At 67.5% G+C, this 24,718-nt stretch carries 20 protein-coding genes and 1 riboswitch; of the genes, 8 read left to right on the forward strand and 12 right to left on the reverse strand.

The genetic code is table 11. The features are described from left to right. Positions 1-92 precede the first annotated feature (92 nt). The gene (locus HMPREF3113_RS01655; protein ID WP_070470410.1) at positions 93-1,622 is read left to right on the forward strand and encodes a glycoside hydrolase family 19 protein; all 1,530 of its coding nucleotides are present in this window, start codon (positions 93-95) and stop codon (positions 1,620-1,622) included. Between the two features lie 40 nt (positions 1,623-1,662). Here the strand turns inward: HMPREF3113_RS01655 and HMPREF3113_RS01660 are convergent, their stop codons facing one another. The 3 genes from HMPREF3113_RS01660 to HMPREF3113_RS01670 all read right to left on the reverse strand — a co-directional run bounded on the left by HMPREF3113_RS01660 (position 1,663) and on the right by HMPREF3113_RS01670 (position 4,404). Further along, positions 1,663-2,049, reverse strand: coding sequence for a hypothetical protein (locus tag HMPREF3113_RS01660; protein WP_070470412.1), 387 nt, complete (start codon positions 2,047-2,049; stop codon positions 1,663-1,665). 80 nt (positions 2,050-2,129) lie between these two features. Beyond that, positions 2,130-3,023, reverse strand: coding sequence for a siderophore-interacting protein (locus HMPREF3113_RS01665; RefSeq protein ID WP_070470414.1), 894 nt, complete (start codon positions 3,021-3,023; stop codon positions 2,130-2,132). A 157-nt stretch (positions 3,024-3,180) separates the two neighbouring features. After that, positions 3,181-4,404, reverse strand: a complete 1,224-nt coding sequence (locus HMPREF3113_RS01670) for a multidrug effflux MFS transporter (protein ID WP_070470415.1) — start codon at positions 4,402-4,404, stop codon at positions 3,181-3,183. 293 nt (positions 4,405-4,697) lie between these two features. Further along, a riboswitch (glycine riboswitch) is annotated at positions 4,698-4,799 on the forward strand. Positions 4,800-4,896: 97 nt separating this feature from the next. Between HMPREF3113_RS01670 and gcvP the strand changes: the two genes are divergently transcribed. Then, on the forward strand, positions 4,897-7,767 hold the full coding sequence (gcvP, locus tag HMPREF3113_RS01675; protein WP_070470417.1) for an aminomethyl-transferring glycine dehydrogenase: 2,871 nt from the start codon (positions 4,897-4,899) through the stop codon (positions 7,765-7,767). A gap of 173 nt (positions 7,768-7,940) precedes the next feature. On the opposite strand, the gene HMPREF3113_RS01680 is transcribed toward gcvP, so the two are convergent. Together HMPREF3113_RS01680 and HMPREF3113_RS01685 are read right to left on the reverse strand one after the other, a co-directional pair. Beyond that, positions 7,941-9,335 (reverse strand): amino acid permease, encoded by a 1,395-nt coding sequence (locus HMPREF3113_RS01680; RefSeq protein ID WP_070470420.1) that lies wholly within the window; start codon positions 9,333-9,335, stop codon positions 7,941-7,943. A gap of 81 nt (positions 9,336-9,416) precedes the next feature. Further along, the gene (locus tag HMPREF3113_RS01685) at positions 9,417-10,127 is read right to left on the reverse strand and encodes an AraC family transcriptional regulator (protein WP_019183477.1); all 711 of its coding nucleotides are present in this window, start codon (positions 10,125-10,127) and stop codon (positions 9,417-9,419) included. 182 nt (positions 10,128-10,309) lie between these two features. On the opposite strand from HMPREF3113_RS01685, the gene HMPREF3113_RS01690 reads away from it, so the two are divergent. Next, on the forward strand, positions 10,310-12,400 hold the full coding sequence (locus HMPREF3113_RS01690) for a catalase (protein ID WP_070470422.1): 2,091 nt from the start codon (positions 10,310-10,312) through the stop codon (positions 12,398-12,400). Between the two features lie 36 nt (positions 12,401-12,436). Continuing rightward, positions 12,437-12,931, forward strand: coding sequence for a HupB (locus HMPREF3113_RS01695; RefSeq protein ID WP_070470424.1), 495 nt, complete (start codon positions 12,437-12,439; stop codon positions 12,929-12,931). A gap of 75 nt (positions 12,932-13,006) precedes the next feature. Here the strand turns inward: HMPREF3113_RS01695 and HMPREF3113_RS01700 are convergent, their stop codons facing one another. From HMPREF3113_RS01700 to HMPREF3113_RS01715, 4 genes are all read right to left on the reverse strand, one after another. Continuing rightward, positions 13,007-13,795 (reverse strand): hypothetical protein, encoded by a 789-nt coding sequence (locus HMPREF3113_RS01700; protein ID WP_070470426.1) that lies wholly within the window; start codon positions 13,793-13,795, stop codon positions 13,007-13,009. Between the two features lie 61 nt (positions 13,796-13,856). Continuing rightward, positions 13,857-15,122 carry a sensor histidine kinase gene (locus HMPREF3113_RS01705; RefSeq protein WP_070470428.1) on the reverse strand — a complete coding sequence of 422 codons (1,266 nt, stop codon included), beginning with the start codon at positions 15,120-15,122 and terminating at the stop codon, positions 13,857-13,859. Further along, positions 15,119-15,805 (reverse strand): response regulator transcription factor, encoded by a 687-nt coding sequence (locus HMPREF3113_RS01710; RefSeq protein ID WP_070470430.1) that lies wholly within the window; start codon positions 15,803-15,805, stop codon positions 15,119-15,121. The genes HMPREF3113_RS01705 and HMPREF3113_RS01710 overlap by 4 nt, the downstream gene beginning before the upstream one ends. A gap of 3 nt (positions 15,806-15,808) precedes the next feature. Then, positions 15,809-16,936, reverse strand: coding sequence for a DJ-1/PfpI family protein (locus HMPREF3113_RS01715; RefSeq protein WP_083298680.1), 1,128 nt, complete (start codon positions 16,934-16,936; stop codon positions 15,809-15,811). A gap of 190 nt (positions 16,937-17,126) precedes the next feature. On the opposite strand from HMPREF3113_RS01715, the gene HMPREF3113_RS01720 reads away from it, so the two are divergent. Next, positions 17,127-17,987 (forward strand): PA4780 family RIO1-like protein kinase, encoded by an 861-nt coding sequence (locus HMPREF3113_RS01720; RefSeq protein ID WP_046273976.1) that lies wholly within the window; start codon positions 17,127-17,129, stop codon positions 17,985-17,987. 95 nt (positions 17,988-18,082) lie between these two features. Here HMPREF3113_RS01720 and HMPREF3113_RS01725 read toward each other — a convergent pair whose 3' ends face one another. Then, positions 18,083-20,215, reverse strand: coding sequence for a methyl-accepting chemotaxis protein (locus tag HMPREF3113_RS01725; protein ID WP_070470432.1), 2,133 nt, complete (start codon positions 20,213-20,215; stop codon positions 18,083-18,085). A gap of 206 nt (positions 20,216-20,421) precedes the next feature. On the opposite strand from HMPREF3113_RS01725, the gene HMPREF3113_RS01730 reads away from it, so the two are divergent. Both HMPREF3113_RS01730 and HMPREF3113_RS01735 read left to right on the forward strand, forming a co-directional pair. Next, positions 20,422-21,402: a L,D-transpeptidase family protein gene (locus HMPREF3113_RS01730; protein WP_070470434.1), complete on the forward strand. Its 981-nt coding sequence runs from the start codon at positions 20,422-20,424 to the stop codon at positions 21,400-21,402. A gap of 4 nt (positions 21,403-21,406) precedes the next feature. Continuing rightward, positions 21,407-22,105: a M23 family metallopeptidase gene (locus tag HMPREF3113_RS01735; RefSeq protein WP_070470436.1), complete on the forward strand. Its 699-nt coding sequence runs from the start codon at positions 21,407-21,409 to the stop codon at positions 22,103-22,105. Here the strand turns inward: HMPREF3113_RS01735 and HMPREF3113_RS01740 are convergent, their stop codons facing one another. Next, positions 22,106-22,432 carry a DUF6966 domain-containing protein gene (locus HMPREF3113_RS01740; RefSeq protein WP_070470437.1) on the reverse strand — a complete coding sequence of 109 codons (327 nt, stop codon included), beginning with the start codon at positions 22,430-22,432 and terminating at the stop codon, positions 22,106-22,108. Positions 22,433-22,663: 231 nt separating this feature from the next. On the opposite strand from HMPREF3113_RS01740, the gene HMPREF3113_RS01745 reads away from it, so the two are divergent. Further along, on the forward strand, positions 22,664-23,074 hold the full coding sequence (locus tag HMPREF3113_RS01745; RefSeq protein WP_070470440.1) for an EF-hand domain-containing protein: 411 nt from the start codon (positions 22,664-22,666) through the stop codon (positions 23,072-23,074). Between the two features lie 90 nt (positions 23,075-23,164). On the opposite strand, the gene HMPREF3113_RS01750 is transcribed toward HMPREF3113_RS01745, so the two are convergent. Continuing rightward, positions 23,165-24,457, reverse strand: a complete 1,293-nt coding sequence (locus HMPREF3113_RS01750; protein ID WP_019183490.1) for an adenylosuccinate synthase — start codon at positions 24,455-24,457, stop codon at positions 23,165-23,167. Positions 24,458-24,718: the final 261 nt, after the last annotated feature.

The raw sequence follows: 24,718 nt of genomic DNA on the forward strand, positions 1-24,718 counted from the left end.
TTCAAGCTTCCACAACGTCATGCAGAACGCGACACGTGATGCCGGTGTGTGAGCGTTACGGTCAGTGCTCGTTCCCTTGCGCTGGATTGCCCATGACCCGTCACACCCTTCTGGCCGCTGCGGTGCTGGCCGTACTTGGCTGCGCCACGGCCCACGGCAGCAACGCCGCCTTCGCCGTCACCCGGTCCGCCTCGGCGGATGCCGACTCCCGTCCACCGCTGCGCACCGCCGCCATGCCCGCCGCCAGCGATACCTACGACCCGACCCAGACCTACGTCGCCGGCTGCGTGGTGATCTTCCAGTCGCGCTATTTCAAGGCGAAATGGTGGGCCGACGTCGGCGAATCGCCCGCGGCCATCGACCCGGCCCAACCATGGCTCTCGCCTTGGGAAGAGATTGCCGAAACCGCACCCGGCTGTGACGATGACACCGGCGGTCCGGGCCCCGGCGGCCCCGATCCGCTTGACCCGGTCGAGATCCCGCTGAGCCAGCTGCTGGCCGACGAGGCCCGCCTCACCGACTTCCCGTTGATGCAGCAGACGCTGGCATCGATTCGTACCTTGCCCAACACCCAGGTCCAGGCCGTCGAGCCACTGCGCGCGGCCAACCCCGAGAACGTGCGCCGGGTCGAAGCGCTGCTGGATGCCGCGCAGTTCGACGACCTCTTCCCGATGCGGGCCCCGGAGTACACCTACCGGGGCTTCCTGCAGGCGTTCGCCAAGTTCCCGGCGATCTGCGCCTCCTACACCGATGGCCGCGATGCCGACGCCATCTGCCGCAGGACGTTGGCAACAATGGTGGCGCACTTCGCGCAGGAGACGGGCGGCCACGATGCGCACAGCCCGATTCCCGAGTGGCGCCAGGCGCTGGTGCACGTCCGCGAGATGGGGTGGAGCGAGGAAACGCCCGATGGCTACGCAGGCGAATGCAACCCGGCCACCTGGCAGGGCCAGACCTGGCCGTGTGGTGTGTTCGAGAGCGGCCCTCACGCCGGTCGCTTCAAGAGCTACTTCGGGCGGGGCGCCAAGCAGCTGTCCTACAACTACAACTACGGACCGTTCTCCGATGCGATGTTCGGCACCGTGCGCACCCTGCTCGACCAGCCCGAGCTGGTCGCCGATACCTGGTTGAACCTGGCCAGCGCCGCGTTCTTCTACATGTATCCGCAGCCGCCCAAGCCCTCGATGATGCATGTGATCGACGGCACCTGGCAGCCCAACGCACGCGACCTCGCCAATGGTCTGGTGCCCGGCTTCGGGGTGACCACGCAGATCATCAACGGTGGTGTGGAATGCGGTGGCAGCACTGAGCACCTGCAGTCGCAGAACCGGATCACGTACTACCGGGCCGCGGCGGCTCACTTCAACGTCCCGGTGCCGGGCAATGAAGTGCTGGGCTGCAAAGGCATGAAGCAGTTCGATGAGGGCGGCGCTGGCGCTCTGCCGATCTACTGGGAAGAAAACTACGATTGGCACGAAGGCAACGTCGGCGGCAAGAGCTACCAGTGCAAGCTGGTGACCTACCAGACGCCGTATTCGGCGCTCAAGCCCGCCGATTACGTGAAATGCGTCATCGACAAGTTCGATAACGTGGACGTGATCGACGACCTGCGCGGTCGCTGAGGGACGACGGGGCGGCGCGGGTGCGCCGCCCCGTGTTGTTTCAGGACGCCGGCTTCAGCTGGGCGGCCAGTTCCACTTTGAACTGCTCGAAGTCCATGCCGTCGGCCTTGGCTTCGGCGTGCGCCGCGTCTTTGAGCGCGTCCGAATACACCAGACGCACCGGGGTGCCCTGGCGTTCGTGCAGTTCAGCGGCCTGCATGATCAGGGCCAGCACCCGCGCTGCACTGGGGGTCTGGCCGGCGATACGGCCGTCCATGCCCAGCACCCACTCACCATCCCGGCGGACAATGCCGGCCAGCAGCGTGCGCTGCTGGTCGCGCAGCTCGGCATGCGGCTCAACCGGCGTGGCGTTGGCCTGCTCACGGTTGGCGGCCTGGGTTTCACGGCGCCGGCGGATGTCGCGGCGCAGCTTGGAGGTGGTCGACATGGGGAAATCCGGACTGCGGCAAAGCGCCAAGGATACCGCACGGGCCCCGGCGGGCCCGTTCTGAAGCGGCTGCGGCCGGCTCAATCCAGGACCTTGCCGTGCCGCCAATAGCCCATGAAGGTGATGGCCTGGCGGTCGATCCCACAGGTCTTCACCAGGTGCCGGCGGATCGCCATCACCGCGCCGGCCTCGCCGGCGACCCAGGCATACAGCCCGCCACCCGTTGCACTGGCCTGCTCCCACAGGATGTCCTGATCGATGTCGATCTCGGCCAGTTCCTGCTCACCATCGCGCGGACCGTAGGGACCGATCCGGGCCCGTACCGCGTCCTGCAGCCGCTGACCATGCGCGGCGCCCTCGCGGGCCAGCCAGAACAGCTGCGCACCGGGCGGTGCCTGCAGCGGCAGCACATCCGCTTCGTGCTCCACCTCCAGGAAGGCCTGCACCTCCGGCGGCTGCGGCCACTGCGCCAGGCCTTCCAGAATGCCGGCCACGGCTGGCAGCGCAGTGTCATCGGCCACCAACAGCACGCGCTTCACCTGCGCCGGCGGCTTCCACTCGTAGCCCTCGCTGCTGGCTTCAACCCGCGCATCCGGCGCCAGCAGGCCGACCCGTTCGCCGACACGTGCCTGCATGGCCCAGCGCGAGGCGGGGCCGGTCTCGCCGTGCAGCACGAAATCGATATCAACTTCGCCCACGTCAGGGCGCAGCGCACGGAGGGTGTAGGTGCGCATCGGCGCACGCTCTGTGTCGGGCAGCGCGCGATAACGCGCGTACCAGTCCTCGCCCTGCGGCACCTCGGGGGCTGCCTGGCCGGCGAGCGGGAAGAACACCTTGATGCGCTGATCCGGCCCGTCGGTCTTCATGTTGGCCACATCGGGCGCAGCGAAGACCATGCGGGTCAGCGACGGAGAGAGAACAGTGCGCTGCTTGAGCGCGACATCGAACAGGCGGTAGGTCTGCTGGGCAGCCATGCAATCACCCTGAATTGCGGCGGACGCGGCGTCCGCAGGGGAGCGTATTGGCTGTCGTGGAGCACGAACTGGCTGGCGAAGGCACAGGATACGCCGCGGTCGCACAATGGCAATGCCGCCACGCCTGCATTCTGTGCAGGCGGGGCGTGCGTGTGGCTCACTCGATCGGCGTGAGCAGGTCGCGGCGGCGTTCGCAGTGCCGCTCCCAGTACCAGAAGCTGCCGCCGATGGCGAAGAAGCCTGCGTAGCCCAGGGCCAGATGCAGCGGGTTGCTGCTGAGCATCGGCGAGACCACGCCGGCCACCACGGTGTTGATCATCAGCTGGATGAACATCTGCATGGACGAGGCCAGGCCGCGCTGATGCGGATACATGTCCAGCACGGCCAGCGCCAGGATCGGGAAGATCAGCGCCATGCCGACACCGCCAAGGAAGATCGGCATCACTGCCCAAGGCAGCGCGATCTGCGGCACCGACACCACGTAACCGACGTTCAACAGCGCCGAGACCGCACACAGCCCGAAACCGATCGCGATCTGCCGCTGCGGCACGATCCGCCCGGCCATGCGGCCGGACAGGAACGAACCGACCGTCATGCCGCCGATGGTGGGAATGAACAACCACGCAAAGCCGCCCTCGCCCAGCTGCAGGTGCTGCATCACGAACACCGGCGCGGAGGCGATGTACAGGAAGATGCCGGAGAAGTTGAAGGCGCCGGCCGCGGCCAGACGGAGCAGGCGCGGGTTGGAGCCCATGCGGGCATAGCTGCGCAGCAGCGCGCGCATCGACAGCGGTGTGCGGGCCTCGACCGGATGGGTTTCGGGCAGCCACTTGCCGGTGGCCAGCAGCAGCACCACGCCGAACAGCACAAGGAACCAGAAAATCAGCGGCCAGTCGCCGCCACCGAGCAGGATCCAACCGCCGATGATCGGCGCGATCGCCGGCGCGACGCCGAAGATCATCGAGACCTGGCTCATCAGTCGCTGCGCGTCGGCACCGTGGTACAGATCGCGGATCACCGCACGGCCGACGATCACGCCCACGCCGGCGGTCACGCCCTGCAGGGCACGGAAGACCAGCAGCGTGGTCATGTCCCGTGAGAGCGCGCACCCGATCGAGGCGCCGATGAACAACACCAGCCCGCCGATGATCACCCGGCGCCGGCCGAACGCATCCGACAGCGGGCCGTGCGCCAGGCTCATCAGCCCGTAGAACAGCAGGTACACGCTGATGGTCTGCTGCACCGCGACCTGGTCCACCTGCATGCGGTCGCCCAGCAGCAGGAACGCCGGGAAAATGGTGTCGATCGAGAACGGACCGAACATCGCCAGGCCTGCGAGCAGCAGGGCCAGGCGGCGGGTCGAGGGCGAGGCGGGCGTCATGCGGGCTTCCGTCAGCGGCCATGCGCAATGCACGGCGGGCGCCAGCCCGGAACGGGCGGCGCCAGATGAATACGAGGATCCGGTGATCATAGGCCTTTGCCGCCCCCGGCACCATGGCCAAGCGCGGTTTCCGGGGTCCGTGCGTCCCCGTATTCAGGTGCTGGAAAGGCCCAGCGAGTGGAAGCGCTGGGCTATAATCGCCGGGCTACATGGTGGGAGAAGCGGCGCTTTGTTTTGAAGCACCCGCTGCCGAAGGCGCAACGCCCGTAATCGCTCAGGCCCGATACCACCCGTACCAAAACTCTGGAGAGACCGGCGAGTGCCGGCGCCGAAGGGGCACGAAGCACGCCGATGCGCGCTTTTAAACTCTCAGGCAAAAGGACAGAGGGGCACCCAGGAAGACCGCAAGGTCCGGTGGATCGCTGTCGCCCGCGACGCGCCCTGGCCCGGCCGCCTTCCGAACGTGCGTGCCCACTCTCCGAGATGCCAGCCATGTCCCAGAACACTCCCTCCCTGCGCGAGCTTGAACACAGCCACGCGTTCGTCGAACGCCACATCGGCCCCAACGACGCCGAAATCGCGCAGATGCTCGACGTGGTCGGCCACGCCTCGCTGGACGCGCTGACCGATGCGATCGTCCCGGCCGGGATCAAGTCGCCGGCGCCGCTGGACCTGCCCGAGTCGCTGACCGAAGTGCAGGCACTGGCCAAGATCCGCGCCATCGCCGACAAGAACCAGGTGTTCCGCACCTTCATCGGCCAGGGCTACTACGGCACGCTCACCCCGAACGTCATCCTGCGCAACGTGCTGGAAAACCCGGCGTGGTACACCGCCTACACCCCGTACCAGGCCGAGATCTCGCAGGGCCGCATGGAAGCGCTGATCAACTTCCAGACCCTGTGCGCCGACCTGACCGGCATGGAGATCGCCAACGCCTCGCTGCTCGATGAAGCCACCGCCGCCGCCGAAGCGATGACGCTGGCCAAGCGCTCGGCCAAGAGCAAGTCCGATACCTTCTTCGTGCACGACGCGGTGCACCCGCAGACGCTGGAACTGCTGCGCACCCGCGCCGAGCCGATGGGCATCGTGCTGCGCGTGGGCACCCCGGCCGAGGCGATGGAAGCCGAAGCCTACGGCGTGCTGCTGCAGTACCCGGACACCTTCGGCCATATCGGCGACTACAAGGCGCTGGCCGATGCCGTGCATGCGCGCGGCGGCCTGGTCGCGGTGGCCACCGACCTGCTCGCACTGACCCTGATCGCCGCCCCCGGCGAATGGGGCGCGGACATCGTGGTCGGCAACTCGCAGCGCTTCGGCGTGCCGTTCGGCTTCGGCGGCCCGCATGCCGCCTTCATGGCCTGCCGCGATGCGTACAAGCGCTCGATGCCGGGCCGCCTGATCGGCGTCTCGGTCGATGCGCAGGGCAATGCCGCTTACCGCCTGACCCTGCAGACCCGCGAGCAGCACATCCGCCGCGAGAAGGCGACCTCCAACATCTGTACCGCCCAGGTGCTGCTGGCGGTGATGGCGTCGATGTATGCGGTGTACCACGGTCCGGAAGGGCTGACCCGCATCGCCCGCCGCACCCATCGCCTGGCCGCGATCCTGGCCAGTGCGCTGCGCGCTGCCGGCGTCAACGTCGGCGAGCACTTCTTCGACACCCTCCACGTCAAGGATGTCGATGCCAAGGCGATCCACGCCAAGGCCGCCGCGGCGCGCATCAACCTGCGCGCGATCGACAGCGACGCGGTCGGCATCAGCCTGGATGAAACCACCACCCGCGCCGACATCGTCGCGCTCGGCCAGCTGTTCGGTGCCACGGTGGATGTCGATGCCCTCGACGCCGCCACCGCCGACGCGCTGCCGGCCGGCCTGGTGCGTACCAGCGAATTCCTGACCCACCCGGTGTTCAACACCCACCACAGCGAGCACGAACTGCTGCGTTACCTGCGTTCGCTGGCGGACAAGGACCTGGCGATGGATCGCACCATGATCCCGCTGGGCAGCTGCACCATGAAGCTCAACGCCACCGCCGAGATGATTCCGGTGACCTGGCCGGAGTTCGCCAACATCCATCCGCTGGCCCCGGCCGACCAGGCCACCGGCTACAAGGAACTGATCGACGGCCTGGAAGCGATGCTGGTGGAATGCACCGGCTATGACGCGGTCAGCCTGCAGCCGAACTCTGGTGCGCAGGGCGAGTACGCCGGCCTGCTGGCGATCCGCGCCTACCACCGCTCGCGCGGCGAAGGCCATCGCGACGTCTGCCTGATCCCGGATTCGGCGCACGGCACCAACCCGGCCTCGGCACAGATGTGCGGCATGAAGGTCGTGGTGACCAAGACCGATGCCAACGGCAACGTCGACCTGGACGACATCCGCGTCAATGCGGAGAAGTACAGCGACCGCCTGGCCGCGTTGATGATCACCTATCCCTCCACGCATGGCGTGTTCGAGGAAGAAGTGGTGGAAATCTGCGAGATCGTGCACAAGCACGGCGGCCAGGTGTACACCGACGGCGCCAACATGAACGCCCTGGTCGGCGTGGCCAAGCCCGGCAAGTGGGGCTCGGACGTGTCGCACCTGAACCTGCACAAGACCTTCTGCATTCCGCACGGCGGCGGCGGCCCGGGCGTGGGCCCGTGCGCGGTCAAGTCGCACCTCGCCCCGTTCCTGCCGAAGGTGCTTGGCGGCGAAGGCGATGTGGGCATGGTCAGCGCGGCCAGCTTCGGCAGCGCCTCGATCCTGCCGATCAGCTGGATGTACATCACGCTGATGGGCACCGCCGGCCTGCGCAAGGCGACCCAAGTCGCGCTGCTCAACGCCAACTACATCGCCAAGCGCCTGGCCCCGCACTTCAAGACCCTGTACACCGGCCGCAACGGCCTGGTGGCGCACGAGTGCATCCTGGACGTGCGTCCGCTGGAGAAGACCTCCGGCATCGGCGCCGAGGACGTGGCCAAGCGCCTGATCGACTTCGGCTTCCACGCCCCGACCCTGAGCTTCCCGGTCGCCGGCACGCTGATGGTGGAGCCGACCGAAAGCGAATCGCTGCACGAACTGGATCGCTTCATCAACGCGATGATCCAGATCCGCGAAGAGATCGCCGCGATCGAAGACGGCCGCCTGGACCGCGAGGACAACCCGCTCAAGCACGCCCCGCATACCGCTGCGGTGGTGTCGGCCAGCGAGTGGGCCCACGCCTACCCGCGCGAGCTGGCGGCCTTCCCGCTGGCCAGCCTGCGCCAGCAGAAGTACTGGCCGCCGGTGGCGCGCGTGGACAACGTGTACGGCGACAAGAACGTGATGTGCGCCTGCATCCCGGTCGATGCGTACAAGGAAGACGAGGGCGTGGAGATGTAGGTGTCGACCGATGGTCGGCACGATGCCTGACAGGCGTACCGACCAACGGTCGGTACCTACCTTGATCGGCATGCATCTGGAATGAAAACGGCCCGCATCGCGCGGGCCGTTTTTTGTTGCGTGCCCTTGCGGGGTGTGCCGACCAACGGTCGGCACCCACCACCCGCCCGGGGTCAGTCGGCCCGGCGGCTGGCGCGCACGCGGCGGGCGACTTCGCTGCTGATGGCGATCACCGCCGTCAGCGCGGCCATCGACAGGAACTGCAGGCGCGTGTGCGACTCGGACAGCAGCAGGCCGAAGATCAGCGCCAGCACCCCCAGGCCGATCACCGTGAGGTACGGATAGCCGGCCATGCGGAACGGCAGGCGGGTGCCGTCGCGGTTGGCACGGTGGCGCAGGATCAGCTGCGACAGCAGCGAGATGGTCCACACCAGCAGGCAGGTCGAGCCGACGATATTGAGCAGTACCGGCAGTACCTTGTCCGGGAACAGCAGCTCCATCACCGTCGCCGCAAAACCGAAGAGCACGCTGGCCAGCACCGCGATGATCGGCACCTGGCGCGGATCGGTCCAGCCCAGCACGGCCGGCGCCTCGCGACGCTGGGCCAGCGAGTACATCATCCGCGACGCGCCGTACAGATTGGCATTGAGCGCCGACAACAGCGCGATCACCGCGATCAACGTGATCGCCGTGGCCGCGCCAGGAATCTTGGCCGCTTCGAGCACAGCGGCAAACGGCGAGCGGAGGGCCTCGCTGGTCCACGGCACCACCGCGATGATCACGCTCAGCGAGCCGATGTAGAACACCAGGATGCGCCAGGCCACGGTGCGGATCGCGCGGGCGATGCTGCGCTCGGGATCTTCGGTTTCCGCCGCGGCCACCGCCACGATCTCGGTGCCGCCGAAGGCGAACACCACCACCAGCAGCGCCGCGCCGATGCCGGCCAGGCCCTTGGGCATGAACCCGCCGTGCTCGGTGAAGTTGCGCAGGCCCGGTGAGGCCACGTCCGGCAGCCAGCCCATCAGCAGCGCCACGCCGATCAGGATGAAGCCGACGATCGCGGCCACTTTCAGGATCGCGAACCAGAATTCAAACTCGCCGAAGTTCTTCACCCCGAGCAGGTTGATCGCGGTGAAGAACAGCATGAAGGCCAGCGCAGCCATCGGCACCGGGATCGCCGGCCACACCGTGGCGAGCAGGCCAGCCGCACCGACCGCTTCAGCGGCGATCACGATCACCAGCTGCACCCACCACAGCCAGCCCACCGTGGCACCGGCAGTGGCCCCCATGGCATCAGCGGCGTACACCGAGAACGCGCCGCTGGTCGGCTTGGCTGCGGCCATTTCGCCCAGCGCGTTCATCACGATGATCACCAGTGCGCCGGCCACCAGATACGACAGCAGGACCGCCGGGCCGGCGGCCTGGACGCCCACGCCGGAGCCGAGGAACAGGCCGGCACCGATCGCGCTGCCCAGGCCCATCATGATCAGCTGGCGAGGCTTGAGCGCGTGCCCGAGGCGGGGATCGGCGGGCGGAGTGGCAGGAGCCGGAGTCTGGGATGCGGGCATCGGAATCGATTGGCGGGCAACAAGTGCGACACCATACCCTGTCGGCCGCGCGGCGGCATAGGCCGGAAGCCCCACCCCGCCTCAGGCGGCGGCGCGCTCCCCGATCTGGGCGCGATAGGCCCGGGGCGACAGCCCGACCTCGGCCTTGAACTTCCGGGTGAACGCACTCTGGTCGGTGAAGCCACACGCCTGCCCGATGCTGGCAATGCTGTCCGGGCCGTGCAGCAGGTGCACCGCCATCTGGATGCGCAGCCGGGTCAGCACCTGCTGCGGGGTCATCTGGAACACCTTGCGGAAGGTGCGCTCCAGCTTGGACAGCGAGAAGCCGGTGATGTCGAGCAGGGTCTGCATGCGCACGTTCTCGGCGTAATGCGCATTCAGATGGGCCAGGGCCAGGCGCAGCTGTTCGTACTGGGTGCCCAGGCTGTCCTTCTGGCCGAGGTCGCGCGAGATGCCGATCAACCCGCGGATCTGCCCGTCCACCAGCAGCGGCCGCTTGCAGGTCAGGCACCAGCCCGGCTCGCGGTTGGCGAACAGATGCAGTTCCATCAGGTTCTCGATGACCTTGCCGGCCAGCACCTGCTCGTCCTGGGTGGCGTAATCGGCCCCCAGGCCGGTGGGATAGATCTCCGCCGCGGTCCGCCCGATCACCTCCTTGCGCGACTTCAGGCCCAGCCGGCGCAGCATGGTCTGGTTGATATGCGTATACCGCCCGTCGCAGTCCTTCATGAAGAACAGGACGTCGGGGATCGCATCAAACAGGGCTTCGATGTCGGCGGGTTCAACGCGCATGCGGCTGGGAAAGACAGGAGAAGACGCGCCCAAGGATACCTGCCCGCGCGCGCCTCACCCAGCGCCCGGGCGCCGCATGTGAAGCGCGGGTGCAAGCAGCGTCGTGTTTTCGCACCTTCGATTAACGCCCGGCCCGCCAGTGTGAGGTGATCCCCCTTCCCGCCAGCTCCCGGAGTCGCCTCATGGCCGCCAGCAAGAAAAGCACGAAGAACGCCCCCGCACCCGCCACCGATGTCCGCGGCGAAGGGGATGAACTGCACCAGCGCGCGGGCAACGGCCACCCCGGGCTGACCACCAACCAGGGCATTCCGGTCGGTGACAACCAGAACTCGCTGCGCGCCACCCCGCGCGGGCCGACCCTGCTGGAAGACTTCATCCTTCGCGAGAAGATCACCCACTTCGATCACGAGCGCATCCCCGAGCGCATCGTGCATGCCCGCGGCAGCGCGGCGCACGGCTATTTCGAGCTGACCCGCTCGCTTGGCGAGTACACCCGGGCGCGGATCCTCAATGAAGTGGGCGTACGCACCCCGGTGTTCACCCGCTTCTCCACCGTGGCCGGTGGCGCCGGGTCGGTCGACACCCCGCGTGACGTGCGCGGCTTCGCGGTCAAGTTCTATACCAAGGAGGGCAACTGGGACCTGGTCGGCAACAACATCCCGGTGTTCTTCATCCAGGACGCGATCAAGTTCCCCGACCTGATCCACGCGGTGAAGATGGAGCCGGACCGGGCATTCCCGCAGGCAGCCAGCGCACACGATACCTTCTGGGACTTCGTCTCGCTGATGCCCGAGTCGATGCACATGATCATGTGGGCGATGAGCGACCGCACGATCCCGCGTTCGCTGCGCACCATCGAGGGCTTCGGCATCCACAGCTTCCGCCTGATCAACGATGCCGGCGAGTCGACCTTCGTCAAATTCCACTGGCGGCCGAAGCTGGGCATCCAGTCCACCGTCTGGGACGAGGCGGTGAAGCTGCAGAGCGCGGACAACGACTTCCACCGCCGTGATCTGTTCGAGGCGATCACCACCGGCAACTTCCCCGAGTGGGAACTGGCGGTACAGCTGTTCACCGAGGAACAGGCCGAGGCTTTCCCGTTCGACCATCTGGATTCGACCAAGATCATTCCCGAGTCGCTGGTGCCGCTGACCGTGATCGGGCGCATGGTGCTGGACCGCTGGCCGGACAACTTCTTCGCCGAAACCGAGCAGGTCGCCTACTGCCCGGCCAACGTGCCGCCGGGCATCGACTTCAGCAACGATCCGCTGCTGCAGGGCCGCCTGTTCTCCTACCTGGATACCCAGCTCAGCCGCCTGGGCGGCCCGAACTTCCACCAGATCCCGGTCAATGCGCCCAAGTGCCCCTTCGCCAATCATCAGCGCGACGGGCACATGCAGATGAACATCCCCAAGGGACGGGTCGCCTACGATCCCAGTTCGCTGGAGGGCGACAGCCCGCGCGAGACCGCCGATGGCTTCCCGAGCCACGCCACCGCGCCGGATGACGGCCGCAAGGGGCGCGTGCGGGCCGACAGCTTCGCCGATCACTACAGCCAGGCCCGGATGTTCTTCCGCAGCCTGGAGGCACCGGAACAGGCCCATCTGGCCTCGGCGCTGGTGTTCGAGCTGTCCAAGGTGGAGACGGTCAAGGTGCGCGAGCGCACCGTGAGCCATCTGCGCAACATCGATGAGGCCCTGGCCAAGCGGGTTGCCGATGGTCTGGCGATGCCGGCCCTGCCCGAGCCGGCCGCCACCCAGACCCCGGCGCAGGATTTCCCGAAGGCGCCGGAAGTGCGCATCATCGGCCGCACCAAGGACCTGCTGACCGGTCGCTGCATCGGCATCCTGTTCGACGAGGGCTCCGATGCGGCGCTGATCGCCAACCTGCGCAAGGCGGCCGACAAGGCCGGCGCCAGCGTCAAGCTGGTTGCGCCCAAGATCGGTGGCGCCAGGCTCAGTGACGGCAAGACGCTGGCGGCGGATGGCCAGCTGGCCGGTACGCCGTCGGTGGTCTTCGATGCGGTGGCCGTCGTACTCAGCCCCGAGGCGGCAAAGAAGCTGGGCAAGGAATCGGCCGCAATCGATTTCGTCAGCGATGCCTGGGTCCACCTGAAGGCGATCGCCGCCGATGATGGCGCGCAGGCGCTGTTGAAGATCGCGCGTGTCGGCAACGATGCCGGGGTGGTGGAAGCCGAGGATGCCAAGGCCTTCCTTGCCGCCGCCGCTACGCGGCAATGGGCCCGCGAACCGAAGGTGCGCACGCTCTCCTGAGCGGCGCCACCTTCGTCACCAGACAGGAGCATGACCATGCCGCGCGGTGATAAATCCAGCTATACCGACAAGCAGAAGCGCAACGCCGAGCACATCGAGGAAAGCGAGAAAGACCAGGGCCGCAGCGAAGCGGCTGCGGAGCGCATCGCCTGGGCCACGGTCAACAAGCAGGATGGTGGCGGGAAGAAGAGCGGTAGTGCGAACAAGACCGCCGCCAAAACCACGAAGACCTCGAAGACCTCGAAGACCGCGGCGACGAAGAAGGCAGCGGTAAAGAAAACCGCTGCGAAGAAGGCCGCTGCGAAAGCAGCGCCCGGGAAGGCCACCAAGAAAACTGCAAAGAAGACGGCGACGCAGGCCGCTGAAAAAGCGACGACAAAAACCGCGATCAAGAAAACGGCAAAGAAGGTGGCGAAGAAGACCGTCGCCAAGCAGGCCACCGGCAAAGCGGCCTCGAAAACCGCCACCGGGGCGCCTGCGAAAAAGACGGCAGCGACCGGCGCCCGCAAGCGAGCAGCCGGCAAGGGCTGACGTACGCGCAGGGCCGACCGTGCATCTACCGCGTGCTGCCTGAAGCAGCAGGCGGCAGAGCACTTACCGTTGCGCTTACCGCGCCGCTGGCGCGGTGGACGGCCTGGATGGGGTGACCGTTCGGGGCGCCACCGGTTTGACTGGCAAGGGCAACGACTGCAGCCGACGGATCGCGCTGATCGGCACGGCTTCGGCGCGCCGTTGCTCCGGCCACCACAGGAACACGAACGCACTGCTGGATCCCAGCAGTTTCGCGGTGCCCGGCAGCGCTGCAGCGTCACCTCCGAGCACGACCTGCACTGGTGTACCGCCCCTACCATCGCGGATCTTCTCGGCCGAGCTCAGCGCATACAGCGCCGCGCCGAATGCCATGAAGCAGACCACCGCAATACACATGCCGGTCAGCGGACGCAGCCCGGAGAATTCCCAGTTCATCCACGGCGACTCCGAGAACAGCATCCGCCATCCCCAATGCCGCGCACGCAGGCGTGCCACCTTGGCTGGATTGCGCCGCCGCAGTCTTTCCGGCCAGCCCAGCAGCACTGCCAGCAACGCGCCCAACAGCAGGATCAGCACGTAGGCCGGATCACGCAGCCCGGCCACCAGGAAGTCGCTGACCTGCAGGTAATCCAGGATCGACAACCGGAACTTGAAATAGAAGAAGTAGCTCGACCACAACCCCAGCACGGACAGGAATACGTAGCCCCCACTCACCATCAACGCCGGCTCCTGCCGCAGCAGGCGCCAGATCACAGCCACCATCGAGTCTTCATTGCCGTGCGTGACCGGCAGCAACGACCAATCGGTCGGCGTCTGCTCCGCCGGGACATCCCCGTGAATGCTGCCCTCGTCCCTGTTGCCCATGCGCCCCCCCCCGTTCGGCAGAGCATCGCGCACTTTGGCGATGGACGGAAGCGGGCCGGCCTTACTGCACGCTGAAACTGGCGACCGTGGCGTGCTCGGTTCCCTCGATGCGCAGGTCGATGGCGAAGCGGTCGCACAGCCGGTGCACGATCGCCAGGCCGAGCCCGAAGCCGGCGCTGCCCTCGCCTTTCGCGAATGGCTGCATGATCGTGTCAGGGTCACCTGCCGGCGCCGTGTTGCGGATGCGCAGTCGTCCAGCCGCCACATCGATGTACACCTCACCCGCCCGGGTATGCGCAAACGCATTGCCGACCAGATTGGCCAGCAGCATGTGCAGCACCGGCCCCGGTACCGGCAGGCTCACGTCGGCTGGCACGTCCACCCGCACCGCCACCGGCTTGCCCTCCAGCAGCACGGCCTGCTCGACCACCACCTGTTCCAGCACCGGCAGCACCGCCAGTGGCGTCGCGTCCTGTTCCACGTTCTCTTCGCGGGCCAGTGTCAGCAGGGTGATGACGGTCTGTTCGAGTTGACGCGCCGAATGCTGGACATGCGCGAGCTGCCGCCGCCCGGCCCCGGACAGGCCAGGTTCGCTGGCCAGCTGTTCGGTGGCACTGCGGATCACCGCCAGGGGCGTGCGCAGCTCATGGCTGGCATCACGGGTAAAGGCATGCTCGCGCGCAATGAAGGCACGCACGCGCCCGCTCAGATTGTCCAGGCCGCGGGCGAGCACGCCGACCTCGTCATCGGGGAAGTCCCCGGCGAACCCCACCGGCAACCTGTCCGGCGCCATGCCGTCGACCAGCGCCGCCAGCTTCGACAAGGGACGCGTGGTCCGTCGCGCCAGCCATGCGCCGGCCAGGATGGCGACCACCACCACGGCCAGCCCGGACCAGGCCAGCAGCGCCAGAATCTGGCTGCGCATCGGCCGCACCACCAGCTGCTGGCTGACCTCGGCGACCAGCCATCCCGGTGTACCGGCTCCGCCCGGCGGCAGCGCGCGCAGGTGATAGTGCCGCCCTTCGGTGCCGGCGATCTCGCGGCGCCATGGCTCAGCATCGAAGGCGGCCTTGAGATCCGTGGGGAAGCTGGCAGGGCTGTCATGGACCGCCATGAACGCATTGCGCGGTGGCGACCAGGTCCCACTCGCGGCCCGCTGCTCCAGTTGCTGCTGCGCTTCCTGCTCAAGCATTGCGTCGAAGAACCGGTCTTCGACGCTGTACACGAACACCGCCACGTACAGGCCGAACAGGCCGGCCACCGCCAGCGCGAACACCGCGAAGGCCAGCATCAACCGGTTGCGCAGGCGATGCACCCGTGCCGTCATGCGTCGGCCTCCAGCCTGAAGCCGACCTCGTGCACGGTCTTGAGCATCGGCCGGTCGAAGGGCTTGTCCAGCCCCTGTCGCAACAGATACAGATGCGAGCGCAGCGGATCCGAGGGCGGTGCTTCATCGCCCCAGAGGCGCCGGATCAACTCGCTGCGGGTCACCGTGCGCGGCCAGGCTTCGGCGAGCAGCACCAGCAGGCGGTAGGCCGTCTGCGGCAACTCGATCGGCTGCTCACCGCGGTGTACGGTCCCGCTGCGGCGGTCGATGCCGAGAGATCCGACGCGCAGCACATGCCCGTCGCGTCGGCCGTGCCGATGGGCCAGGGCCAGGCACCGCGCCAGCAGTTCCTCGCCTGCGAACGGTTTGACCAGGTAATCATCGGCACCGGCCTGGAAGCCGACCAGCTTGTCGGCCAGCGTGTCGCGCGCGGTCAGCATCAGGATCGGGATGTGGCGGTCGGCCTGCTCACGCAGATGGCTGCATACGCGCAGGCCATCCATGCCTGGAAGGGTGAGGTCCAGCACCAGCACATCCGGCGGCTCTGCCAATGCCATCTGCAGGCCACTGCGGCCATCGGCGGCAAAGGCCACGCGATGGCCGCGGGCCTCCAGCAGCGTGGCCATGCCGGCGCGCAACGCCGGGTTGTCCTCGATCACCAGGATGTGCAGGCCATCGTCCATGGGTCAGCCTTCGATCGTGTCCTTGAGCTGCTTAGCTTCGGCCATGTCCGGGTGGGTTTCCAGCAGTTTGCCGAGTACCGCGCGCGCCTGTGCCACCTCGCCCAGCCGCCAATGCGCCTGTGCGATGCCCAGCGGCAGCTGCGGTTCGCTCATGTACGGGGCGGCCAGCTGCATGATCGACAGCGCATCACGTACAGCCGCATCGTCCTGCGCGGCCTGCAGCTGGTAGTAGCCGAGCACGCCGATCAGCTGATCGTGATAGCCGGTACGGTTGCTGGCCAGCTCGCGCTTGACCGCCTCGCCTTCACCGGCCAGCAGCCGCTGCACCAGCGCCATGCTGGCCTCATCGCGCCACGGCGTGCGCGCGATCGGCGTGCGGCCGGTGGCCTGCACGATCGCCTCGGCCACGGCCGGTGTCGAATAGGGGTTCTGCCCGGTGATCAGGCGCCCGTCCACCACCAGCTTGGGCATCATCAGCGGCGCCTGCTCCCAGCGCGCGCCACGCTCGCGCAGCGCGGTTTCCAGCAGGAACGGAAACTCCTTCGCCCAGCGCTTGCCGAACACCCCTTCCTCTGCATTGGTGAAGCCGGTCATGCGGCGCCCGGCCACCAGCAGCGATCCGTCCGCCAGCCGCACGTCCACCAGTGCGGCCGGGCCGTGGCAGACCGCCGCGACCACCGCGCCACGGTCGTGCATCGTGCCGAGCAGCCCCCGCAGCGCGGGGTCGGCCGGCAGGTCGAACATCGCGCCCTTGCCACCGACCACGTAGACCGCCGCATAGTCGGCGGCGCTGAGGGTCGCGGTGGCGCGGGTATCGGACAGCAGTGCGGCCGCGGCCGGATCGGCCAGGACGCGTGCGTTGAAGGGCTCCTCGGCGTTGAACTTGTCGGCCTCGACCGGTCCGCCTTGCGGGCTGGCGACCTGCACGGCCAGGCCGTTGTCGCGGAAGATCAGGTAGGCCTGCGCGAACTCGTCCATCTCGAAGCCGGGACGGGTCTTGCCCTGGTCGCGGCCTTCGCCGCTGACCACGATCAGCACGGTATCGGTGGCCGCAGGGCGGGCATGCACGGTGGAAACGGCCAGCAACATGGCCAGGGCGGCACCGGTGCGGCGCAGCAGGGACAGCATCATGGGCGACACTCCTTGGAAGGTGGCCCCAGCCTGCCGCGCCGATGTGAATCAGATTTCAAGCTGTCGCGCACGTACACGCAGCTGAACGACCTCACTGCGCCGGGCCGGGTCGATGGCTCCCCCGGCCCGAAGATGCGAAAATCCCTCCCCCTCCAGGGCAGGCCCCGCGCCAGCCGATTCCCGAGATACCGTGAAGACCCCCCAAGGCTTGCAGGCGCTGATCGACGACGGCGTGATCGATGAAGTGCTCCGCCCGCTCAAGAGCGGCAAGGAAGCAGCGGTATACGTGGTCCGCAGCGGCGACGACGTGCGCTGTGCCAAGGTCTACAAGGACATGGCCCAGCGCAGTTTCCAGCAGCGCGTGCAGTACCAGGAAGGCCGCAAGGTCCGTGGCAGCCGCGAAGCGCGCGCCGTGGGCAAGGCGAGCAATTACGGCCGCAAGCAGCAGGAAGCGGCCTGGAAGAACACCGAGGTCGAAGCGCTGTACCAGCTGCGCGATGCCGGCGTGCGCGTGCCCGAGCCGTACGGCTACTTCCACGGCGTGCTGGTGATGGAGCTGGTCACCGATGCCGAGGGCTATTCCGCCGCGCGCCTGGGCGAGGTCGAGCTCAGTCCTGAACAGGCCCGCGAGTTCCACCAGATCCTGGTCCGCCAGGTGGTGCGGATGCTGTGCTGCGGCCTGATCCACGGCGATCTGTCGCCGTACAACGTGCTGGTCGGCCCGGAAGGCCCGGTGGTGATCGATTTCCCGCAGGTGGTCAGTGCGGCGGGCAACAACGCCGCGCGCACGATGCTGCTGCGCGACGTCAACAACCTCACCGCCTATCTGGGCCGCTGGGCGCCGGAACTGCTGGAGACCTGGTACGGCGAAGAGATGTGGGCGCTGTTCGAGGCCGGCGACCTGCTGCCGGACAGCGTGCTGACCGGCGAATTCGAACAGGATGAAAGCAGCATCGACCTGGATGGCGTACGCCATGCCATCAACGATGCGCGCGAAGAAGCGCTGATCCGCCAGCAGGGTCGCGAGGCGGCGGAAGAGAACGACGACTGAACCCGTCCGCCGGCAGCGTGCGCCGGCGGACGGGTTCGACCGGCACAACGCCCCGCCGACGCGGGGCGTTCCGGTTTACCCGGCGGGCCGCACGATCATGCCGCCTGCAACGGCGCCGGCCGGACCCGCGCCGTGGCATCGGGTTCCAGGGTGAACACCGCCACCGACCCGGTCAGTGCGTGCGCCTGCTGCTCCAGCGCGCGGCTGGCGGCGGTGGCTTCTTCCACCAGCGCCGCATTCTGCTGGGTGACCTGGTCCATCTGCACCACCACCTGGTTGACCTGCTCGATGCCCGCGGCCTGTTCCTTGGTCGCCGCGGCGATGTCGCTCATCAGCTGGTTGGTGCGCGAACTGGCCTGGGTCAGGCGGGCGATCGCCGCTTCGGACTGCACCGTGACATTCAGCCCGGTCCTGACGTTGGCGCTGGCGTCGTCGATCAGCTCCTTGATCTCCTTGGCCGCGGTGCCGGCACGCTGGGCCAGGGTCCGGACCTCGGTGGCGACGACCGCGAAGCCGCGCCCGTTCTCGCCGGCGCGGGCCGCTTCCACCGCAGCGTTCAGCGCCAGGATATTGGTCTGGAACGCGATGCCGTCGATGACCGAGGAGATCTCGGCGATGCGCGCCGAGGACTGGTCGATCTGGCTCATCACCGCCGCCACCTGCGCGATCGCCTGCTCGGTCGCCTTGACCGCGGCACCGGCTGCATGGGCTTCAAGGTCGGCCTGGTTGGCCAGTTCGGCGTTCTGCCGGACCGTGGAGGTCAGCTCTTCCATCGACGCGGCCGCCTCCTCCAGATTGGCGGCCTGCTGCTCGGTGCGGCGCGACAGGTCATTGTGGCCGGCCGCCAGTTCCTGCGCGGCATCGTTGATGCTGCCGGCCGCGCCCTGGATCTGCCGCACGATGCCGGTCAACTGCCCGGCGGTCACCGTGGCATCGTCGCGCATCTGCGCGAACACACCCTCGTAGTGGCCCTCCATCCGCGCGGTCAGGTCGCCGGTGGAGATCGCGCGCAGCACCTGCGACAGGTCGGCGATGCTGCTCTGTGAACTGGCCATCATGCCGTTGAGCTGGGCCACCATGGCCCGGAACTGGAACTGGAAGGCCTGCTCGCTGCCGCGCACCGAGAAGTCACCGGCACGCGCGGCGGCGGCCAACGTCTCGATCTGCTGGTTGATCGCCATCAGGCTGTCCTTGACGTTGGCCATGGTGGTGGTCAACACGGCCTTCTCGCCGGGGTAGCTGTCCAGGTCGCGACTGAGGTCGCCGATCGCGTAGCGCTGCATCACCTCGACCATGTGGAACTCGACGGCGACGTGGGAACCGACCAACGCGTTCGTGGCGTGGATCATCCGCCCGAAATCGCCGGGGAAGGCCGTCTCATCCATGCGATGGCTGATGGCCCCGGCTTCATGCTGACGCGCCATGTCCAGCTGCGCGGCGATGGCGCCCTGGACGCTCTGCCGAACCGTGGCCATCGCGTTGCCGAGCTGGGTGATCTCATCGCGGCCGCCCAGATCGACGTCGTCGGCCAGATCACCCTTGGCCATGCGGTTCGCCAGGCCGACGGCGCGGGCCAGCGGACCGGTCAGGCTGCGGCCGATCAGCACGGAGGCGGCGATGCCGACCACCAGCGCGATCGCACCCAGCACCAGCAGCTGCAGCAGGGTCCGCTCACCCAGCCGGATCGCCTGGGCAGCGGCCTGGCGGCTTTGCTTTTCCTCGTAGACCACGCCATTGCTGAGCGCCTGGTTCCAGCTATTGGCCGCCTGCTGCACGGCGCCCAGGGTGAGCGCCGTGGCACCGGCAACATCGCCCTGCTGCAGCTGTTCGCTCATCTGCTTGTTGAGCGGACGCGCCACCGCGCGGGCCGCCGCGATGGCCTCGCCGATGGCCTTGTCCTCGGGCTGCGTGGGCAGCGCCTGGTAGGCGGCCCAGCTGGCTTCATAGCGCGCGACCAGCGCGGCGATGCGTGCTTCGTCATCGGCCAGACCGTCGCCCTGGCGGATCAGCATCTCCCGGCGCACGACCATCATCTGGTTGTTGGCATCGAGCATGTCCGAGAGCAGCCTCACCTTGGTCACGTTGACCTCGACCACCTGCTGCATCGCGCGCTTCTGCTCGGCGCTGCCAGTCGCGCCGGTGGCCACCACGGCCGCCACCAGCAGCAACAACAGGCCAAAACCCATACCTAGACGCCAGACAACACTGACGTTGCGCAGATAATTCATGAGACATCCAAAAACGTGGGGGGTGGGCTGGTATCGGCGCCAGGGCCAGCGGCTTGACCGGCTAGCGTGATCACGCTGTGAATGGATTCACCTTAGGCGCGCCGCGTGCGCGTTCCCGTGCGCCACTCAGCCGCGCGTCAGGGTTTTCACGGCGAGTGCGCACACCGGGCAGGCATGGTGGAAACACGTTCCCGCTGGAGTTGCCGATGTCCCTTCGCCTGCACCGAATCGCCCGCCTCACCGCGCTCGCCCTCGCCTTGGGAGCGTCCTCCGGCTGGGCGGTCGCACAGACGGCACCCGCGGCCACTCCCGCTGACACGGCCACCGCCAAGACACCCGTGGCGACCGGCGTCCGCTCTGATCTACACGCGCAGGTGCTGCTGGATCGCGCCCATTTCTCGCCGGGGCAGATCGATGGCGAAGTCGGCTCGAACCAGAAACGCGCGGTCTCCGGCTTCCAGGCCGCGCGAGGATTGAAGGTCACCGGCGAACTGGACGATGCGACGTGGAAGGCCCTGCAGCCGGACAGCGCTCCGCCCTTGGTGCGCTATACGCTGACCGCCGAGGACGTTGCCGGCCCGTTCAACCCCGTGCCGAAGGGCCCGGCCGAACAGGCCAAGTTGAAAGCGCTCGGCTTCGGCTCGGTGGAAGAGGCGCTCGGCGAACGCTTCCATGCCTCGCCGGAACTGCTCAAAACCCTTAACCCGGGCGTGGACCTGGGCAAGGCCGGCAGTGTGATCCAGGTACCGAACATCTCCGTCACACCGTTGGCCAAGGCCAGCAAGCTGGTGATCGACAAATCCGACTCGACGCTGCGCCTGTTCGATGCCGACGGCAAGGTCTATGCGCAGTTCCCGGTTTCCTCGGGCAGCAGGCATGACCCGCTGCCGATCGGGAAGTGGAAGATCCTGGGCATTTCGCGCGATCCGACCTTCCACTACAACCCCAAGCTGTTCTGGGACGCCAAGGCCGGTGACAGCAAAGCGGTGCTGCCGCCCGGCCCGAACAACCCGGTCGGCGTGGTCTGGATCGATATCTCCAAGCCGCACTACGGCCTGCACGGCACCCCGGAGCCCGGCCACGTCGGCAAGACCGAATCGCACGGCTGCGTGCGCATGACCAACTGGGATGCGCTGCAGGTGGCCGACGCAGTGGATGCCTCCGTGCCGGTCGTGATGCAGGAGTAAGCAGATGAAGATCCTGCGACTGCTGGCGGTGGGCCTGGTCATCGGCGTGGTCGGGTACTGGCTGCTGGGGCCTGGCCCCTCTGCCCGCCTGGGAGCCGCCGAGCCGGCCAAGATAGGCTCGGCCACGAGTTCCACCCGCGCCGCACTCGATGCGCCACCGCCACCTGCTGCCACCCCGGCCCCGACGCCGGTACCGATCCAGACCACGCCCACACCGCCCGCGCCTGACGCGGGCGGTGCCGCACCGGCACCGGCAAACGCGGCCGGCGCCTTGCTGCTCCCGGTGCAGGGCATCGGTGCCGAGCAACTGCAGGACACCTTCACCGATGCACGCAGCGAAGGTCGCGTGCACGATGCGATCGACATCCTTGCGCCAAACGGCACGCCGGTGCTGGCGGTTGCCGATGGGACGGTCGAAAAGTTGTTCGACAGCGTGCGGGGCGGGCTGACCGTGTACCAGTTCGAGCCGAGCGGCCGCTACTGCTACTACTACGCGCACCTGGACCGCTATGCCGACGGTCTGGCCGAGAAGAAGACCATCAAGCGTGGCGAGGTGATCGGCTATGTCGGCAGCACCGGCAATGCCAGCCCCGACGCGCCGCACCTGCATTTCGAGATCCACGTACTGGGCCCGGAAAATCAGTGGTGGAAAGGCGAATCCATCAACCCCTATCCGGTGCTGAAAGGTCAGCAGGCGCTCTGATCAACGGGGGCCGGGGGTAGCGTTCCGGATCGCCCGCGCCAGTTCCCAGGCACGGCCGCGCAGCGCATCCAGGCGGTCATTGAGTTCGCCAGCGTCTGCCTTCCACTGGAAGCGGCCGTTGCTGTAATCCTGGCCAAGCGCGAGGTCGTTGAAAGACCCCATGCCACCGTAGGCGCGCAGCAGGCTTTCCGGCGCGCCGGGATTGCCCTGCTCGAGCTGGGTGATGACGCGCCGCATCCAGTCCGCCCAGTGGCGTTCGCCGTCGCCGCGCAACAGCGCTTCAAGCTCGGATACCACCGCATGCAGGGCGCGGTTCGCGCTGCTCATGCCGATGCCCGCCTGATCTCCCGTTTCCATGCCGCCCCGGTGTCTCGTTGAGTGGCTGCACAGCATGCCATGGTGTCGATGGCGCGAGCGCGAACGTTGCGGTCAGCTGCCCGGGCGCACTCAGTAAAACTACTGGCGCGAATGCGGGAAATTGCCGTTGTCGCGGTCATCCACGCGGCGGACACTGGGCCCTGACGGCACGCCCTGCCCGTTCTGGAGAAGACCGTGACGATGTCCGCCCCCCGTATCGCCCTGCTCGTGTTGTCTGGCGTACTCGCAGCAGGTGCTGCCGCGGCGCAGGACCTGCCTGCCACCGCATCGGACCGCTTCGCGATGCTGGATCGCAATGGCGATGGCAAGGTCAGCCGTGATGAGTATGACGGTGACGCGTTCTTCCGTCTGGTCGATGCGGATCACAACTACCGCGTGAGCGTCGATGAAGTACAGGCGGTACTGGGACCGCAACGCGACGGTGAGTTCTCCGCTACCGAGTGGCTACGCATCGCCGACCAGAATGGTGACGGTGAACTGAGTGCCGAAGAGATGCGCCGCTCCTCGGAGATGCGTTTCCAACGGCTGGATGCGAACCAGGACGGCAACCTGGAGTTGTCCGAAGTACGGGTGGGCATCGGCCAGCGCTGAGGCGCCCCGGCCACGAAAAAGCCCCGCTTTCGCGGGGCTTTTCCTGCACCTTCAGGCACTACCGGGCATGCCCGGCACGCCCGCACCTGATCAGGCGAACGGGTCCTGCAGGACCATGGTGTGGTCGCGGTCCGGGCCGGTCGAGACGATGCTGACCGGGCAACCGGCCAGCTCTTCCAGCGCGCGCAGGTAAGCGCGGGCGGCCGGCGGCAGGTCATCCCAGTTGGTGATGCCGTGGGTGTTCTCGGTCCAGCCCGGGAACTCCAGGTACACCGGGGTGCATTCTTCCCAGCCCTGCGCGTCCAGCGGCGCGTACTCGGTACGCTTGCCACGGTATTCGTAGGCGATGCAGACCTTCAGCTTCTCCATGCCGTCGAGCACGTCCAGCTTGGTGATGCACAGGCCGCTGATGCCGTTGATGGCCACGGCGCGCTTGAGCGCGACGATGTCCATCCAGCCGCAGCGACGCGGGCGGCCGGTCGAAGCGCCGTACTCGGCACCGCGGTCGCGGATGCCCTGGCCGACTTCATCGTCCAGCTCGGTCGGGAACGGGCCACCGCCGACGCGGGTCGCGTAGGCCTTGGCGATGCCCAGCACGTAGTCGATCGCATCGGCGCCGACGCCGGCACCGGCCAGTGCACCACCCACGGTGGTGTTGGAGCTGGTGACGTACGGGTAGGTGCCGTGGTCGATGTCCAGCAGTGCGCCCTGGGCGCCTTCGAACAGCACGCGCTTACCCTGCTTGCGCAGGTCATGCAGGATGCCGGCGACGTCGGACTTCATCGGCTCGACGTATTCGCCGAAGGCCAGTGCTTCGTCGTAGGTCTTCTGGAAGTCGACCGCGTCGGTATTGAGGTACTTGGTCAGCACGAAGTTGTGGTAATCCAGCGCGGTGCGCAGGAGTTCTTCCAGCTGGGCCGGGTAATGCAGGTCGGCGATGCGGATGCCGCGACGCGCCACCTTGTCTTCATACGCCGGGCCGATGCCACGGCCGGTGGTGCCGATCGCCTTGCCGCCGGCAGCGCGTTCGCGCGCCTGGTCCAGAGCGATGTGGTACGGCATGATCAGCGGCGCGGCCGGGGAGATCTTCAGGCGCGAACGCACTTCCACGCCGGAGGTTTCCAGCTCGGCGATTTCCTTCTGCAGCGCGGCCGGCGAGATCACCACGCCGTTGCCGATCAGGCACAGCGCGTCTTCGCGCAGGATGCCCGACGGGATCAGGTGCAGCACGGTCTTCTTGCCATTGATGACAAGGGTGTGGCCGGCGTTGTGGCCGCCTTGGAAACGCACTACGGCACCGATTTCCTCGGTGAGCAGATCGACGATCTTGCCCTTGCCTTCATCGCCCCACTGGGCACCAAGCACTACGACAGACTGACCCATGACGGGCTCCTCATATGTTGCGGCCATCGGGGCCGCGGACGGGTAAACCGTGGCAGGGCTGGCCAGCGCGGTGATGGCGGCTCCAAACGGGGAGCGGCCGGCGATGGAAGGCCCAGACACGGAAAAAGCCGAACGGGGAGGCCCGTCCGGCTTTTTTGCATTATCCGGGTTTCCTTGGGCAGGTGCCACCCCGCTGGCGGCCCGTGTTGGCAACCGGTCAGGACGGGCCCACCGGGTAGTGCCGGCCGCTGGCCGGCTCCC

It is taken from the genome of Stenotrophomonas sp. HMSC10F06, assembly GCF_001807865.1.
Taxonomy (GTDB): Bacteria; Pseudomonadota; Gammaproteobacteria; order Xanthomonadales; family Xanthomonadaceae; genus Stenotrophomonas; species Stenotrophomonas bentonitica_A.

Coding starts and splice junctions, on each gene's coding strand:
- HMPREF3113_RS01655 (WP_070470410.1), top strand. CDS start 93: ATGACCCGTCACACCCTTCTGGCCGCTGCGGTGCTGGCCGTACTTGGC.
- HMPREF3113_RS01660 (WP_070470412.1), bottom strand. CDS start 2,049: ATGTCGACCACCTCCAAGCTGCGCCGCGACATCCGCCGGCGCCGTGAA.
- HMPREF3113_RS01665 (WP_070470414.1), bottom strand. CDS start 3,023: ATGGCTGCCCAGCAGACCTACCGCCTGTTCGATGTCGCGCTCAAGCAG.
- HMPREF3113_RS01670 (WP_070470415.1), bottom strand. CDS start 4,404: ATGACGCCCGCCTCGCCCTCGACCCGCCGCCTGGCCCTGCTGCTCGCA.
- gcvP (WP_070470417.1), top strand. CDS start 4,897: ATGTCCCAGAACACTCCCTCCCTGCGCGAGCTTGAACACAGCCACGCG.
- HMPREF3113_RS01680 (WP_070470420.1), bottom strand. CDS start 9,335: ATGCCCGCATCCCAGACTCCGGCTCCTGCCACTCCGCCCGCCGATCCC.
- HMPREF3113_RS01685 (WP_019183477.1), bottom strand. CDS start 10,127: ATGCGCGTTGAACCCGCCGACATCGAAGCCCTGTTTGATGCGATCCCC.
- HMPREF3113_RS01690 (WP_070470422.1), top strand. CDS start 10,310: ATGGCCGCCAGCAAGAAAAGCACGAAGAACGCCCCCGCACCCGCCACC.
- HMPREF3113_RS01695 (WP_070470424.1), top strand. CDS start 12,437: ATGCCGCGCGGTGATAAATCCAGCTATACCGACAAGCAGAAGCGCAAC.
- HMPREF3113_RS01700 (WP_070470426.1), bottom strand. CDS start 13,795: ATGGGCAACAGGGACGAGGGCAGCATTCACGGGGATGTCCCGGCGGAG.
- HMPREF3113_RS01705 (WP_070470428.1), bottom strand. CDS start 15,122: ATGACGGCACGGGTGCATCGCCTGCGCAACCGGTTGATGCTGGCCTTC.
- HMPREF3113_RS01710 (WP_070470430.1), bottom strand. CDS start 15,805: ATGGACGATGGCCTGCACATCCTGGTGATCGAGGACAACCCGGCGTTG.
- HMPREF3113_RS01715 (WP_083298680.1), bottom strand. CDS start 16,936: ATGATGCTGTCCCTGCTGCGCCGCACCGGTGCCGCCCTGGCCATGTTG.
- HMPREF3113_RS01725 (WP_070470432.1), bottom strand. CDS start 20,215: ATGAATTATCTGCGCAACGTCAGTGTTGTCTGGCGTCTAGGTATGGGT.
- HMPREF3113_RS01730 (WP_070470434.1), top strand. CDS start 20,422: ATGTCCCTTCGCCTGCACCGAATCGCCCGCCTCACCGCGCTCGCCCTC.
- HMPREF3113_RS01735 (WP_070470436.1), top strand. CDS start 21,407: ATGAAGATCCTGCGACTGCTGGCGGTGGGCCTGGTCATCGGCGTGGTC.
- HMPREF3113_RS01740 (WP_070470437.1), bottom strand. CDS start 22,432: ATGAGCAGCGCGAACCGCGCCCTGCATGCGGTGGTATCCGAGCTTGAA.
- HMPREF3113_RS01745 (WP_070470440.1), top strand. CDS start 22,664: ATGTCCGCCCCCCGTATCGCCCTGCTCGTGTTGTCTGGCGTACTCGCA.
- HMPREF3113_RS01750 (WP_019183490.1), bottom strand. CDS start 24,457: ATGGGTCAGTCTGTCGTAGTGCTTGGTGCCCAGTGGGGCGATGAAGGC.